The sequence below is a fragment of the Ruegeria sp. AM7 genome (assembly GCF_056535965.1).
This window is the reverse complement of record NZ_JBQFJE010000001.1, coordinates 208,108-223,002: the sequence shown is the minus strand read 5'-3', so window position 1 is coordinate 223,002 and position 14,895 is coordinate 208,108. Positions and strand designations below refer to the sequence as shown.

The 14,895-nt window shown below is 59.4% G+C and carries 10 protein-coding genes; 1 reads left to right on the top strand and 9 read right to left on the bottom strand.

Features of this window, described 5'->3' with window-relative positions; all coding sequences use genetic code 11:
- Positions 1-14: 14 nt before the first annotated feature.
- The 3 genes from torA to ACR3EG_RS00995 form a co-directional block, all read right to left on the bottom strand.
- Positions 15-2,474 (bottom strand): trimethylamine-N-oxide reductase TorA, encoded by a 2,460-nt coding sequence (gene torA / locus ACR3EG_RS01005; protein WP_480482129.1) that lies wholly within the window; start codon positions 2,472-2,474, stop codon positions 15-17.
- Positions 2,475-2,597: 123 nt separating this feature from the next.
- On the bottom strand, positions 2,598-3,227 hold the full coding sequence (locus ACR3EG_RS01000) for a TorD/DmsD family molecular chaperone (protein WP_480482128.1): 630 nt from the start codon (positions 3,225-3,227) through the stop codon (positions 2,598-2,600).
- On the bottom strand, positions 3,220-4,398 hold the full coding sequence (locus tag ACR3EG_RS00995; RefSeq protein WP_480482126.1) for a NapC/NirT family cytochrome c: 1,179 nt from the start codon (positions 4,396-4,398) through the stop codon (positions 3,220-3,222). The genes ACR3EG_RS01000 and ACR3EG_RS00995 overlap by 8 nt, the downstream gene beginning before the upstream one ends.
- A gap of 118 nt (positions 4,399-4,516) precedes the next feature.
- Between ACR3EG_RS00995 and ACR3EG_RS00990 the strand changes: the two genes are divergently transcribed.
- On the top strand, positions 4,517-5,218 hold the full coding sequence (locus ACR3EG_RS00990; protein WP_209197304.1) for a response regulator: 702 nt from the start codon (positions 4,517-4,519) through the stop codon (positions 5,216-5,218).
- Between the two features lie 69 nt (positions 5,219-5,287).
- Here the strand turns inward: ACR3EG_RS00990 and ACR3EG_RS00985 are convergent, their stop codons facing one another.
- Genes ACR3EG_RS00985 through phbB form a run of 6 tightly spaced genes read right to left on the bottom strand, consistent with a single transcriptional unit; the run spans position 5,288 to position 14,771 of the window.
- The gene (locus ACR3EG_RS00985) at positions 5,288-6,739 is read right to left on the bottom strand and encodes an NAD(P)(+) transhydrogenase (Re/Si-specific) subunit beta (RefSeq protein WP_480482123.1); all 1,452 of its coding nucleotides are present in this window, start codon (positions 6,737-6,739) and stop codon (positions 5,288-5,290) included.
- A 13-nt stretch (positions 6,740-6,752) separates the two neighbouring features.
- Positions 6,753-8,324: a Re/Si-specific NAD(P)(+) transhydrogenase subunit alpha gene (locus tag ACR3EG_RS00980; protein WP_480482121.1), complete on the bottom strand. Its 1,572-nt coding sequence runs from the start codon at positions 8,322-8,324 to the stop codon at positions 6,753-6,755.
- Positions 8,325-8,334: 10 nt separating this feature from the next.
- A complete protein-coding gene (lpdA, locus tag ACR3EG_RS00975; protein ID WP_480482119.1) occupies positions 8,335-10,068 on the bottom strand; it encodes a dihydrolipoyl dehydrogenase in 1,734 nt (577 codons plus the stop codon).
- Between the two features lie 11 nt (positions 10,069-10,079).
- Positions 10,080-11,333 carry a dihydrolipoyllysine-residue acetyltransferase gene (aceF, locus tag ACR3EG_RS00970; RefSeq protein ID WP_480482117.1) on the bottom strand — a complete coding sequence of 418 codons (1,254 nt, stop codon included), beginning with the start codon at positions 11,331-11,333 and terminating at the stop codon, positions 10,080-10,082.
- A gap of 27 nt (positions 11,334-11,360) precedes the next feature.
- Entirely contained in the window at positions 11,361-14,015 is a 2,655-nt protein-coding gene (gene aceE / locus ACR3EG_RS00965; protein WP_480482115.1) for a pyruvate dehydrogenase (acetyl-transferring), homodimeric type, read from the bottom strand.
- Between the two features lie 33 nt (positions 14,016-14,048).
- Positions 14,049-14,771, bottom strand: coding sequence for an acetoacetyl-CoA reductase (phbB, locus tag ACR3EG_RS00960; RefSeq protein WP_170356498.1), 723 nt, complete (start codon positions 14,769-14,771; stop codon positions 14,049-14,051).
- Positions 14,772-14,895: the final 124 nt, after the last annotated feature.

Below are 14,895 nucleotides of genomic sequence, written 5' to 3'. Positions count from 1 at the left end.
TAGGGAGGTTAGGATCAGCCCTCTGCCGGGGCGGTAAAGACGTTCACCTCGGGCAGTTCGCCGGTATATTTCTCGACTTCTGCCATGCCGGTGTGACCGCAGTTACCCTGCGCCAGGCTGGATGTGCCGCGACCAACAGTCAGACAGTTGACGTCGCCATATGCGTCCAGCGAGCCCAGCTCACCGCCATTGACCGGATCGTACCAGCCGCCTTCGAAGATGCGGATCACGCTGGGGCGGATATCGTCCGATACGATGGCCCCCACCAGAACCTGACCGCGATCGTTGAAGACGCGCACGATATCCCCATCCGCGATGCCACGGGCGGCGGCGTCCTGCGTGTTGATCATGCAGGGCTCACGTCCGCCAACCACGTATTTCTCGCGGGTGACCGTGCCGCACAGCTGCGAGTGCAGACGGTATTGCGGGTGCGCCGAGTCGATATGCAGCGGGTAGGGCGCGTTGCCACCCAGACGCTCTTCGGGTTCGTACCATGTCGGGTGCGGACCACAGTCGTCATAGCCCATCTTCTCGATATTACGTGAGAAGATCTCGATCTTACCGGTCGGCGTGCCCAGCGGCTCCAGCAGCGGGTCGTCGCGGTAATCAGCATAGCGGACGAACTGCTTGGCGCTTTCGGGGATGTCAAAGACCACGACACCGGCGTCCCAGAACTCGTCAAAGCTGGGAACGTCAATGCCTTTGCCCGGACCCTGTTTGGCGGCATCTTCATAGAAGCCCTGGATCCAGCCCATCTCGTCCTTGCCTTCGGTAAAGGCGTCACCAGCACCCAGACGGGTGGCAATCTCGGTGAAGATGTCAAAGTCGGTGCGGGATTCGAACACCGGATCGACGATTTTCTTCATGCCAAGGATCGCCTTGAGCGAGTAGTCCCCGATATGCTCGATATCGTTGCGCTCGTAGGATGTGGTGGCGGGCAGAACGATGTCGGCAAAGCGCGCGGTTGCGGTCCACTGGAAGTCCTGCACAACAACCGTTTCCAGTTTCTGCCAGGCTTCGACCATACGGTTCCGGTCCTGCTGGTGCGAGAACGGGTTGCCGCCGGTCCAGTAGACCATCTTCACTTCGGGGAAGGTGGTACGGGTGCCGTTAAAGTCGAACTCTTCGCCCGGACGTTCCAGCATCTCGACAATCCGGCTGACCGGGATCGAGGCCGCGCCGGCCTGTGTCAGCCATGCTGCGCCTTCGACCGCTGCGCCGCCATCCGAGATACCCGGCAGAACAACCGAGTCCGCCGACGGTGCGCCACCGTTGGCATAGTGGTAGCTGAGGCCAAAGCCGCCGCCCGGCAGACCAATCTGACCCAGCATCGAGGCCAGAGTGACCAGCATCCAGTGCGACTGTTCGCCGTGGTGCTGACGCTGGATTGACCAGCCTGAACCCAGCATGGTGCGGTTGCTGGCGAACAGGGCAGCCAGTTCCTTGATCTGCTCGGCAGGGACTTCGCAGATTTCCGCAGCCCATTCTGGTGTCTTGGCAACGCCATCGCTTTCGCCGGTCAGATAGGGCAGGAAGTCTTCAAAGCCTGCGGTGTATTCGTCCAGGAAGTCGGCGTCATGCAGGCCCTGCGCATACAGCTCATGCGCGATACCCAGCATCATGGCGACGTCGGTATGCGGACGGATCGGAATCCACTCGGCATCGAAGAACTTGGCTGTTTCCGTGCGGATCGGGTCGATGACGATGACCTTCTTGCCGGTTTTGCGGAACTCTTCGTAGTAGGGATAGGTGTCGTGGTCAGCCACGGTCCAACCGATCTGGTTGGTTTTGACCGGGTCGGCGGCCCAGAAGACCAGTACGTCGGTGCTTTCGATCAAAACAGGCCAGACGGTCTGCTGTTCGTAAACTTCCAGCGTGCCCATCACGTGCGGCATGATGATCTGGCTGGCGCCGGTCGAATAGTCGCCCGAGCTGTTTACGAACTTGCCTTCCAGACCCACGTTCAGCGCACGGCGCAGCAGGTTCTGACAGTTATGCAGCTTGCCCGAGCTTTTCCAGCCATACGAGCCCGCATAAACGCCGGTCGGACCATACGTGTCGCTGACGCGTTTGAGTTCATTGGTGACCAGTTCCAGCGCCTGATCCCAGCTGACGCGCACGAATTCTTCGTTGCCGCGGCCTTCGGGGTTCGCACCTGCGCCACCTTCCAAATAGGCTTTGCGGACCATCGGGTATTTGATGCGCGAAGGCGAATAGACGCTGTCCATGACGCCTTCGAGCATTTCACTGGGATGGGGGTCTTGTTCCCAGGGGCGGATTTTGGTCCAGACGCCGTCTTCAACGGTGCCGTAGAACGCTCCCCAGTGCGAGCCCGACAGGACCTCGCCCGAGGTTGCGGCATGGGCCGCACCTGCACGCAACAATGCCGGAGCAAACGCGCTGAAGACACCCAGCGATGTGGCCCCTTTCAGCAGACTGCGACGTGACAGTTTGGTGGATGTATTAATGGACATTCTTCCCTCCATTACTTCGTCAAACGGGTCGAAAGGACTGGCCTTTCGGGTTTCTGAAGCGGCCCCCCGTCTTGGGTGTAGGGGATCGCTATGCGGTGTGGCTGATCCGACCTTCAGGTCGGGTCACGCTGCGGTTTGGGCCGCCTGTGCGTCGTCCCGACCAAGCGCCAGAGCGGCGCGGGCGGTTTCCGCGATCAGGGCGGGGTCGCGCTGCTGCTCACAGCGATGCGCGAATTGGGGCAGCCAGGTCAGGACGTATCGGTCCAGGAACTCTGACGGTGTCAGTGGCAGGTCGTCCCCCTGATCGACACGGTCCAGCAACTCGGCCATGACCTGAAGCTGAACGCCCAGATGGTCGGGGGGTTCCTTCAGATCGGTGGGCAGACGCATGTCCAGCTCTTGCAGAAGGGCGGCCATGTCGCGGGCGGGTTGTTGAAACAGCCGCCCGCTGCCACTGAGGTAGATCGAGGCATAAGGCAGAGCCCCGTGCTTGCCGCCCATGTCGAAGATCCGGCTGTAGGCGCGGACGATCCGATCATGCAGGGCGTCCAGGTCTTGTCCTTCGGCCATCTCGTCAGTGATCCACTGCACCAGAGGCTTCAGCGCTGGATAGGTGGCGCATTCTGCCAGAAACCTCAGACCATCGTCGCTGCGATAAGCCTGCAGTTCGGGCCGGGTCGGGGGGCACAGCAGAAGCTGTGCCAACCACCGATAGGCTGCGCTGCGGGGCAGGGGTTCGGACCGATCAGCCATGGCTACCCGCTCCGCCTGTGTCCTTGGCGTTCAGCTGGAGGTACTTCTGAAGAATACGGTATTCTTCCTTGTCCAGCGTGATGAACCGTTTCATCGCTTTCAAAGAGCCAATCCACTGGTTCGCCAACGAATGTCCCGGATCAGGTTTCGAGTGGCAGGTGCCGCAGCTGGCGGAGTACATCTCGGATGTATATGTCCACAGCTGGTCCACGTCCGAGATCAGATCCTTGTCAGCCACCCAGCCGTCCAGGCTGACCTTGTGCCAGACCAGATCGGTGTCCGGGTCGGTTTCGGTGCCATGGTTCTGAACCAGGTCAATCTTGGCCTTTTTCACAGTCGCCTCAAAGATACGCTGGCCGCGCAGAGCATAGACAACCTGTCCGACGCCATCCTGTTGCCAGCCTTCGACCTGAACATTCAGTGCGCCCTTGCTGCGATCTTGCACATGCATGTGGGTTGCAGCCAGAACCTGACCGATGACGTTTTCGCCTGCGGCCGCGTCAGCAGCGGTTTCATAGAGCGGCACAGTTTTGATCGGGTACAAATCCTCACCGGATGCGCCATGAGCAGCTTCGGCTGTCAGGTCTTCGAATTTCTTCTTATACCCTTGCGACAGGTCGGGCAGTTTGTGCGCGATGCCTTTGTGACAGTCGATACAGGTGTCACCCCGTTCGAACCCGGCCTGCATCAGCTCGGCCGCTTTAGGGCTTTGCAGTTTGAAGTCCATATGCTCGACCGCGTGACAGTTGCGGCATTCCAGCGAATCGTTGGCCTCCATCGTGGCCCAGACGCTTTGCGCCATCTCGGCCCGGTGGGCTTCGAATTTTTCAGGTGTGTCGATAACGCCCGTTACAAAGTGGCCGTAAAGCTCCTGCGATGCCTGAATTTTGCGGATCACCTTGGGGAACCACTTTTTCGGCACATGGCAGTCAGAACAGACCGCACCCACGCCGGATGCGTTCATAAAGTGAGGGGATTCCTTGTATTCCTTGTATACATTGTCCCGCATTTCGTGACACGAGATGCAGAACTCCATTTCGTTTGTGGCTTCCATCGCGGTGTTGAAACCGCCCCAGAAAATGACCCCGGCAATAAAGCCGCCGATCATGATGAAGCCAAAAGACAGGGCACCTGCAGGGCCCCAGAATTTTCGCCAGATTCGTCCAATCATCTGTTTCGCCTCCGATTATGCCGTCAGCATAGGCGGGGGCTGTAAACACGGTTTTTTGGGTCTTTGAACGGTTGGTAAAAGTATGTAAACGTCATGTAAACGCGCGGAGCCAGACAACATGCAAGCCAAGCAAATCCTGATCGTCGAGGATGATCCGACCAGCCTTGAGGCGATGGCAGGATATTATGAAGTCGAAGGCTACCGGGTCGTCCGTGCCCACGACAGCGACGAAATGGAGCGCGAACTTAAGCGGCACGTGATTGATCTGGTTGTCCTGGATATTCGCCTGCCCGGAAAGGACGGGCTGACCCTTTTGCGTGAATTGCGGGCAGAATCGGATGTACCTGTAATTGTCGCCAGTGCGCGCGGCGAGGACGTGGACAGGATCGTCGCGTTGGAAATTGGTGCTGATGATTATTTGCACAAACCCGTCAACCTGCGCGAATTGTTGGTGCGGACAAAGAACATACTGCACAGGGTCGCAATGCCGGCCGTTCCTCATTCGGAACAGGATGAGGTGCTCGAGTTCAACGGGCTTACTCTTGATCGCGGCGCACGCACATTGACAGCAGCAAATGGAGAAGACGTTCACCTCACGCGCGGCGAGTTTGAACTGCTTAGCTATCTCGCCCAACGCCCCAAACGCGTGCTGCAACGAGATCAGTTGCTGGACTGTCTATCAGGTCGCGACTGGCAACCCTTTGATCGCACCGTAGATGTGATCATTGGACGACTGCGGAACAAAATTGAAGAGAATTCAAAAGCGCCCGAAATTCTGGTGACCGTTCACGGGGTAGGTTACGTGTTCATGGGGGCTTAGCCCTTAACCTACCGCGAAACGCGGAAAGGCGCCCGTTTGGGCGCCTTTTTGAGTTTTATGTGCCTTGGATCAGTCGATCATGGGCAGGAGCTTGTCCAGCGACTGCTTGGCGTCGCCATAGAACATGCGGGTGTTTTCCTTGAAGAACAGCGGGTTTTCGATGCCCGAATAGCCGGTGCCCTGACCACGCTTGGACACAAACACCTGCTTGGCCTTCCAGCATTCCAGAACCGGCATCCCGGCGATGGGGCTGTTGGGATCTTCCTGCGCCGCAGGGTTCACGATGTCGTTCGACCCGATCACGATGGCCACATCCGTTTCCGGGAAGTCATCGTTGATCTCGTCCATCTCCAGCACGATGTCATAAGGCACCTTGGCCTCGGCCAGCAGCACGTTCATGTGACCCGGCAGACGACCGGCAACGGGGTGGATCGCGAAACGCACCTCTTTGCCCTTGGCGCGCAGCTTTCGGACCAGTTCAGAGACAGACTGCTGTGCCTGTGCAACCGCCATACCGTAGCCCGGAATGATGATCACGCTGTCAGCGTCGTTCAGAGCTGCGGCAACGCCATCGGCGTCAATGGCCACCTGCTCGCCCTCAACTTCCATCTGCTCACCCTGCGGGCCGCCAAAGCCGCCCAGGATCACGCTGACAAAGTGCCGGTTCATCGCCTTACACATGATGTAGGACAGGATCGCACCCGACGAGCCCACCAGCGCACCCACCACGATCAGCAGGTCGTTGCCGAGGCTGAAGCCAATGGCCGCCGCAGCCCAACCCGAGTACGAGTTCAGCATCGACACAACCACCGGCATGTCTGCGCCACCGATACCCATGATCAGGTGATAGCCGATGAACAGCGCCGCCAGTGTCATCAGGATCAGCGGGAACAGACCACCCGACGCAGTGTACCAGATCAGGCAGATCAGCGAGAGACCCGCCGCCGCCGCGTTCAGCGCGTGACCGCCGGGCAGCTTGGTCGCCGCCGAGGTCACCTTACCCGCCAGCTTGCCATAGGCCACGACCGAACCGGTAAAGGTGATCGCACCGATGAAGATGCCCAGGAACAGTTCCACATGCAGGATCGTCAGCTCGGCCGCCGTCTTCTTGGCGATCAGCTTGGCAAAGGCGCCCAGATCCGACAGGTCCGCCTGGTTCGCCGCATCCGCAATCGCCATGACCTGCGCGACGTTGCCGATCTCAAAATGCGCGTTGAAGCCCACAAACACAGCCGCCAGACCCACGAGGCTGTGCATCGCGGCCACAAGCTGCGGCATCTCGGTCATCTGCACGCGCTTGGCGACGTAAGAGCCAATCAGACCGCCACCTGCAATCAACAGCAGCGACAGCAGCCACAGGCCGGAACCGGGGCCCACAAGCGTGGCAAAGACCGCCAGCGCCATACCGACAATACCGTACCAGACGGCGCGCTTGGCGCTTTCCTGGTTCGACAACCCGCCCAGAGACAGGATAAATAGGACAGCCGCAACAACATAAGCGGCAGTGGTGAAGCCAATCATCTACCCGGCCTCCTTAAGATTTCTGGAACATGGCGAGCATGCGCCGGGTGACAAGAAAGCCGCCGAAGATGTTGATCCCAGCCATAAAGACCGACAGCGCCGCCAGCAGGATCACCAGGAACGAGCCCGACCCGATCTGCATAAGCGCCCCAACAATGATGATCGACGAGATCGCGTTGGTGATCGCCATCAGCGGGGTGTGCAAGCTGTGCGCCACGCCCCAGATCACCTGGAAGCCCACAAACACGGCCAGCACGAACACGATGAAGTGCTGCATGAAGCTGGCCGGAGCGACCAGACCCACCAGCAGCATCAGCGCGCCGCCCACACCCAGCAGGGTGAACTGCTGCTTGGTCTGCGCCTTGAACGCAGCGATTTCCTGCGCCTTTTTCTCTTCCGGGGTCAGTTCCTTGACCTCGGGCTTCTTCTGCGCCGCGATGGCCTGCACTTTCGGCGGCGGCGGCGGGAAGGTGATCTCACCCTCAAAGGTCACGGTCGAGCCGCGGATCACGTCATCTTCCATGTCGTGGTTGATCTGACCGTCCTTCTCGGGCGTCAGGTCAGTCATCATGTGACGGATGTTGGTCGCGTACAGAGACGACGATTGCGCCGCCATCCGGCTGGGGAAGTCGGTATAGCCGATGATGGTCACGCCATTGTCGGTCACAATCTTCTCATCCGCGACGGTCAGCTTACAGTTGCCGCCTTTTTCCGCCGCTAGGTCCACGATGACCGAGCCCGGCTTCATCGCCTCGACCATATCCTTGGTCCAAAGCTCAGGCGCCTCGCGGTTCGGGATCAGCGCGGTGGTGATCACGATGTCCATCTCGGGGGCAAGTTCACGGAACTTGGCCAACTGCGCGTTGCGGAATTCTTCGGACTGAACCGACGCATACCCGCCAGTGGCCGCGCCATCCTGCTGCTGCTCTTCAAAGTCCAGATAGACGAACTCGGCACCCATCGACTCGACCTGTTCGGCCACTTCGGGGCGCACGTCGAACGCATAGGTGATCGCGCCCAGCGACGTGGACGTCCCGATCGCGGCCAGACCGGCCACACCGGCCCCCACGATCAGAACTTTCGCAGGGGGTACTTTACCCGCCGCCGTCACCTGACCGGTGAAGAAACGGCCAAAGTTGTTGCCCGCCTCGATCACGGCACGGTAGCCCGCGATATTGGCCATCGACGACAGCGCGTCCATCTTCTGCGCGCGGGAAATACGCGGCACCATCTCCATCGCGATCACGTTCGCGCCTTTGGAATTGGCCAGCTCCATCCCGTCTTCATTGCCCGCAGGGTTGAAGAACGAGATCAGCGTCTTGCCCTTGGTCAGACGCTTCAACTCGGTCTCGGTGGGCTGACGCACCTTGGCGACAATATCGCAGTCTTTCCACAGCGCAGCAGCGGTCTTGATAACCTCAACCCCTGCAGCTTCATAGGCAGCATCCGAAAAACCTGCCGCAAGACCAGCCCCCTTCTCAATGGCGCAGTCATAGCCAAGTTTCTGCAACTGCAAAGCGGACTCGGGCGTCATCGCGACCCGGTTCTCACCGTCCAGTATTTCCTTTGGTGTGCCTAGCTTCATGGGTCTGGTCCTAATGGCGTTTCTTGGGCGGCATAAGGTCGGTGATCGTGCCTTCGAACATCTCGGCGGCAAAGTTCACCGTCTCGCTTAGCGTTGGGTGCGGGTGGATCGTGTGGCCGAGGTCCACCGCATCTGCGCCCATCTCGATGGCCAGAGCTGTCTCGGCGATCAGGTCGCCCGCGTTCGTGCCCACGATGCAGGCCCCCACTACGCGTTGATCTTCGGGATCGAAAAGCAATTTTGTGATGCCTTCGGACCGGCCATTGGACAGGGATTTGCCCGATGCAGCCCAAGGGAACACGCCTTTTTCGACCTTGATGCCTTTGGCCTTGGCCTCGGTCTCGGTCAGGCCACACCATGCGACCTCGGGGTCGGTATAAGCGACCGAGGGTATCAGCTTGGCGTCGAAGAACCGCTTGTGACCAGCGGCCACTTCGGCGGCGACCTTACCTTCGTGCACTGCCTTGTGTGCCAGCATGGGCTGGCCGACCAGATCACCGATGGCGAAAATATGCGGCACGCCTGTGCGCTGCTGGTTGTCCACGGCGATGAAGCCACGTTCATCCACCGCAACACCCGCCTTTTCTGCGTCGATTAGCTTGCCATTGGGCTTGCGGCCCACGGCGACCAGAACCTTGTCGAACGTGTCGGTGAAGCTTTCGCCCTTGTCATCCTCGAATGTGACTTTCAGGCCCTTTTTCTGAGGCTCAATCGCGGTCACTTTGGTCTTGAGGAAGATGTTCTCGTACCGGCCCCTAATGCGGTTCATCAAGGGTTTGACGATATCCTTGTCGGCACCGGGGATGATCTGATCCATCAGTTCGACCACGGTGATGTTCGACCCCAAAGCGTCATAGACGCAGGCCATTTCCAGACCGATGATACCGCCGCCCAGAACCAGCATCCGTTTGGGCACATCCGCCAGTTCCAACGCTCCGGTCGAGTCGATCACGCGATCGTCGTCATGCGGGATGAAAGGCAATTCAACAGGTTCAGAGCCCGCAGCGATGATGCACTGATCGAAAGAAACCGTCGTCATGCCATCATCGCCCACAACTTCGATCATGTTGGGGCCCGAGAAACGGCCATAGCCGCGCACGATTTGAACCTTGCGGCCTTTGGACAAACCGTCCAGACCGCCGGTCAGCTTGCCGACAACGCTGTCTTTGAAAGCGCGCAGCTCGTCTAGGTTGATCTTCGGTTTTCCGAAGCTAACCCCGTGTGCGCCCATCTCTTCGGCTTCGGTGATGACCTTGGCCACGTGCAGCAGCGCTTTTGACGGGATGCAGCCCACGTTCAGGCAGACACCGCCCAGAGTTGGATTGCGTTCGATCATGACCACCTTCTTGCCCAGATCGGCAGCACGGAAAGCTGCGGTGTAACCACCGGGGCCAGAGCCCAGCACAACCACCTCGGCATGTACATCGCCCTGACCAGTCGCCGTGCCGGTGGCAGCCACCGCTTGCGGTGCGGCGGCGGGTGCCTCTGCCGGAGCAGCGTCGGGCGTGGCCCCATCGGCGGCTTCCAGTGTCAGGATCAACGCACCTTCTGAGACGTTGTCGCCTTCGGAAACGGCAATCGAGACCACTTTGCCTGCGGCGGGCGAGGGGACCTCCATCGTGGCTTTGTCGGATTCCAGTTCGATCAGCGGGTCCTCGGCGGCGACAGTATCGCCGACCGAGACAAGAATGCTGATCACGGGTACATCGGAGAAATCACCGATATCGGGTACTTTGACGTCCATCTGATCTCTCCTTACCACATCAGCTTGCGCATATCGCCCAACAGCGTCTTGAGCGTCACGCAGAAGCGCGCAGCCAAGGCGCCATCGACGGCACGGTGGTCATAGCTAAGCGACATTGGCTGCATCAGGCGCGGCACAAATTCCTCGCCATTCCAGACCGGCGCCATTTTCGAGCGGGTCAGGCCCAAGATAGCCACCTCGGGTGCGTTGACGATGGGCGTAAAATGCGTGCCGCCGATACCGCCCAACGACGAGATCGTGAAGGTCGCGCCCTGCATGTCGCCCGATTTCAGCTCACCCGCGCGGGCCTTGCCGGACAGCTCCATCAGGTCCTTGGAAATCTCGACAATCCCCTTGCGGTCGGCATCCTTGATGACCGGAACCACCAGACCGTTGGGCGTGTCCGCAGCAAAACCGATATTGTAGTAGGATTTGCGGATCAGCTTGTCGCCATCGGGGTGGATGGACGAGTTGAACTCCCAATGCTGTTTCAGCGCACTGACCGAGGCTTTGACGACAAAACTCAGCAAGGTAACGCGATAGCCTTCTTCTTTGGCCATCGTGTCCATTTCCTTGCGGTACTTGTCCAGATCGGTGATGTCCGCCTCGTCATTATGCGTCACATGCGGGATGTTAAGCCAGGACCGGTGCAGGGCAGGGCCCGACAGCTTTTTGATCCGCGGCATTTCCACATCTTCCACGGGGCCGAATTTCGAGAAATCAACAACCGGGATCGGCGGAATGCCCATGCCGCCCGCCGCACCGGCAGCCGCCGGGGCCGCAGCGGTCGAGGTTTTCAGGAACTTGGTGACGTCTTCACGCAAGATACGACCCTTGCGGCCCGAGCCGTTGACCTTGGACAGGTCGATATCCAACTGGCGGGCAAAGGCGCGCACCGATGGCGACGCGTGGGCCTTGCCGAACCCACCATCCACAACGGGTGCGGGTGCCGGGGCAGCAGGCGCTGCCGGAGCGGTAGCAGGTGCGGCAGCAGGTGCGGGCGCAGTCTCGGCTGGGGCGGCAGAGGCCCCTTCGCCTTCCAGCAGCAGGATCAGCGCGCCCTCAGACACGTTATCTCCCTCGGCCACTTTGATTTCCTTGACGACACCAGCCGCGGGGGAAGGAACCTCCATCGTTGCCTTGTCGCTTTCCAACTCGATCAGCGGATCTTCGGCGGCGATCGTATCACCGACCGAGACCAGAATGCTGATGACCGGAACGTCCGAGAAATCCCCGATATCCGGGACTGTTACTTCGATTGCCATGTCTATGTCTCCTCGTGCCCCGTGGCCTTAAACCAACCGGGGGTTCGGCTTGTCGCCGTCAATTTCATATGTCTTGAGCGCTTTCTCGAGCTCGGCCTTGGTCACGGCACCTTCGCGGTACAGATCGACCATGGCGGCCGCCGCGATGTGGTTGGCATCGACTTCGAAGAACCGGCGCAGGTTCACCCGGCTGTCCGAGCGGCCATAGCCATCCGTGCCCAGCACGGTGTAGCGACCGGGCACGAAGGCGCGGATCTGCTCGGCGTAGTTCTTCATATAGTCGGTGGCCGCAATAATCGGGCCTTTGGCTTTGGACAGCTGCTCGGTCACGTAAGGCACACGTTCTTCGGCCAGCGGGTCCAGACGGTTGGCGCGCGCCGCGTCCTGACCATCGCGGGCCAGTTCGTTGAACGAGGTTGCCGACCAAATATCCGAAGTCACGCCGAAATCTTTCTTCAGCATCTCGGCGGCTTTCATCGCCTGAACCAGAATGGTGCCCGAGCCCATCAGATTGACGTGCTTCTTGCCGGGTTTCTTGACCTCCTGGAACCGGTAGAGCCCCTTGATGATGCCTTCTTCCGCGCCCATCGGCATATCGGGATGGACATAGTTTTCGTTCATCAGGGTCAGGTAGAAATAGATATCCTCCTGATTGCCATACATCCGTTGCAGGCCGTGCTGTATGATTACCGCGACCTCATAGCTGAAGGTCGGGTCATAGGTGATGCAGTTCGGAATGGTGCCCGCAAGGATATGGCTGTGCCCATCCTCGTGCTGCAACCCCTCGCCGTTCAAAGTGGTCCGTCCGGCAGTGCCACCCAGCATGAAGCCACGCGCGCGACTGTCGCCCGCTGCCCAGGCCAGATCGCCGATCCGCTGGAACCCGAACATCGAGTAATAGATAAAGAACGGGATCATCGCCACGCCGTGGTTGGAATAGGACGTCGCCGCCGCGATCCAGTCGGCCATGGCTCCGGCCTCATTGATGCCTTCCTGCAGGACCTGACCGTTGGTCGTTTCCTTGTAGAACATCATCTGATCGGCATCTTCGGGGGTATAGTTCTGACCCGCCGGGTTGTAGATGCCAACCGAGCGGAACAGCCCCTCCATCCCGAAGGTGCGGCTTTCATCGGGCACGATCGGAACCACGTTTTTGCCGATTCCTTTGTCACGCAGCAGCGTGGTCAGGATTCGGACAAAGGCCATGGTGGTCGAAATCTCGCGGTCCCCGGTGCCTTTGAGCTGCGCTTCGAACTTGGACAGGTTCGGGATATCCAGCGCGGGTGCGATGCTGTCGCGTTTGGGGAATTCCCCCCCCAACGCTTTGCGCCGGTCCGCGAGATAAGCCTTCTGTGCATTGTTAAGCGACACGAACGGCGCGTTGGGCAAATCTTCGTCGCTAACCGGGATTTGGAACCGGTCGCGGAAGGCGCGCAGTTGATCTTCGGCCAGTTTTTTTTGCTGGTGCGTGGTGTTCTGACCTTCGCCAGCCGAGCCCATGCCATAGCCTTTGACGGTTTTCACCAACAGGCAGGTTGGCGTGCCCTCATTCTCGGTTGCGCGTTTGAACGCGGTAAAGACTTTCTCAGGGTCGTGTCCGCCCCGGCGCAGCGCCCAGATTTGATCGTCGGTCCAGTCTTCGACCAAGGCGGCGGTCTCGGGGTATTTGCCAAAGAAATGTTCGCGGATATAAGCGCCGTCCTTGGATTTGAAGGTCTGGTAGTCCCCATCGACCGTCTCATCCATCAACTGGCGCAGACGACCGGAGGTGTCTTTCTCCAACAGCTGATCCCAGCCTTTGCCCCAGAGCAGCTTGATCACGTTCCAGCCTGCGCCGCGGAAGTCGCCCTCAAGCTCTTGCACGATCTTGCCGTTACCGCGCACAGGGCCGTCCAAGCGTTGCAGGTTGCAGTTGATGACAAAGATCAGGTTATCCAGACCTTCGCGCACGGCAAGGTCGATGGCACCCCGGCTTTCGGGTTCGTCCATCTCGCCGTCGCCCAGGAAACACCACACTTTGCGGTCTGCCATGTCGATATGGCCCCGGTTGTGCATGTATTTCATGAATCGTGCCTGGTAGATCGCCATCAACGGACCCAGACCCATCGAAACGGTTGGGAACTGCCAGTAATCCGGCATCAGCCACGGGTGTGGATAGCTGGACAGACCACCTCCGCTGACTTCCGAGCGGAAGTTTTCCAACTGCTCTTCGCTGATGCGACCTTCCATGAAGGACCGGGCATAGATGCCGGGGATCACGTGGCCCTGAAAGAACACCAGATCGCCGCCATGGATCGCTGATTTCGACCGCCAAAAGTGGTTCAGGCCAATGTCATACATGACCGCCGACGACGCGAATGAGGCGATGTGGCCACCATATTCGCTGCTGACCTTGTTGCGCCGCACCACGGTGGCCATGGCGTTCCAGCGGTTGATCGTGCGAATGCGCCATTCCATGTCCTGATCGCCTGGAAAGGCATACTGATCATCGACAGGAATGGTGTTCTGATAGGGCGTCGTTGCCGAAAACGGCAGGGTCGCCCCAGCAGCGCGCGCCTTTTGCACCGCTTTGTCCAGCAGGAAATGTGCGCGATTGGCGCCATCCCGTTCGATGACGTCTTCGATGGCGTCCTGCCACTCCTGAGACTCGATTGGGTCGATGTCGGGTTCAAGGTCTTTCATGTGGCAGGATCCTTTCTTGTGTATGTCCGGGCGTTAGCTGAAGAACTGCGCGCCGTTGGCAGAGATGGTCGAGCCGTTGATGAACTGACTGTCATCCGAGGCCAGGAAGGCCACGCAGCGGGCGATCTCCTCGGGCTCGCCCAGCCGTCCCGCCGGGATTTGGGCTATGATCGACTCGCGCACCTTCTCGGGTACGGCCATGACCATCTCGGTTGCGATATATCCGGGGCAGATCGCGTTGGCGGTGATGCCCGCGCGTGCGCCTTCCTGCGCCAGTGATTTTACGATACCCAGATCGCCCGCCTTGGTTGCAGCATAGTTCACCTGCGCGAACTGACCTTTCTGGCCGTTGATCGAGCTGATGACGATGATGCGACCGAATTTGCGCTCGCGCATACCGGGCCAGACGGGGTGGACGGTGTTGAACACACCGGTCAGGTTGGTGTCGATCACGTCTTTCCACTGGTCCGGGGTCATTTTGTGGAATGGTGCATCGCGGGTGATGCCTGCATTGGCCACGACAACGTCGATGGGTCCAAGGTCCGCTTCGACTTGGGCGATACCTGCGGCCGAGGCTTCGTAGTCGGCTACATTCCACTTGTAAGTCTTGATACCGGTTTCGGCGGTGAAGGCTGCGGCCTTTTCATCATTGCCCGCATAAGTCGCGGCGACATTATATCCTTCAGCCTTTAACTTTCTGGAAATCGCTTCGCCGATACCCCGGCTACCACCAGTTACAAGGGCAGTACGCGTCATTTTCAATTCCTCCAATTAGTCAGTAACTGTGACCTAACTCGCCTTGTTACGTAGCGTAATTTTCAGCGTACGGATAGGCCTGAGCGGAATACCAGCTATGCGTCTCAGGAAAAGTTTAACGTTA

What these genes read in the sequence shown, in the direction of transcription:
- ACR3EG_RS00985 (WP_480482123.1), bottom strand. Translation starts at nt 6,739, where the DNA reads ATGATTGGCTTCACCACTGCCGCTTATGTTGTTGCGGCTGTCCTATTT.
- ACR3EG_RS00980 (WP_480482121.1), bottom strand. Translation starts at nt 8,324, where the DNA reads ATGAAGCTAGGCACACCAAAGGAAATACTGGACGGTGAGAACCGGGTC.
- aceF (WP_480482117.1), bottom strand. Translation starts at nt 11,333, where the DNA reads ATGGCAATCGAAGTAACAGTCCCGGATATCGGGGATTTCTCGGACGTT.
- ACR3EG_RS01000 (WP_480482128.1), bottom strand. Translation starts at nt 3,227, where the DNA reads ATGGCTGATCGGTCCGAACCCCTGCCCCGCAGCGCAGCCTATCGGTGG.
- torA (WP_480482129.1), bottom strand. Translation starts at nt 2,474, where the DNA reads ATGTCCATTAATACATCCACCAAACTGTCACGTCGCAGTCTGCTGAAA.
- phbB (WP_170356498.1), bottom strand. Translation starts at nt 14,771, where the DNA reads ATGACGCGTACTGCCCTTGTAACTGGTGGTAGCCGGGGTATCGGCGAA.
- ACR3EG_RS00995 (WP_480482126.1), bottom strand. Translation starts at nt 4,398, where the DNA reads ATGATTGGACGAATCTGGCGAAAATTCTGGGGCCCTGCAGGTGCCCTG.
- ACR3EG_RS00990 (WP_209197304.1), top strand. Translation starts at nt 4,517, where the DNA reads ATGCAAGCCAAGCAAATCCTGATCGTCGAGGATGATCCGACCAGCCTT.
- lpdA (WP_480482119.1), bottom strand. Translation starts at nt 10,068, where the DNA reads ATGGACGTCAAAGTACCCGATATCGGTGATTTCTCCGATGTACCCGTG.
- aceE (WP_480482115.1), bottom strand. Translation starts at nt 14,015, where the DNA reads ATGAAAGACCTTGAACCCGACATCGACCCAATCGAGTCTCAGGAGTGG.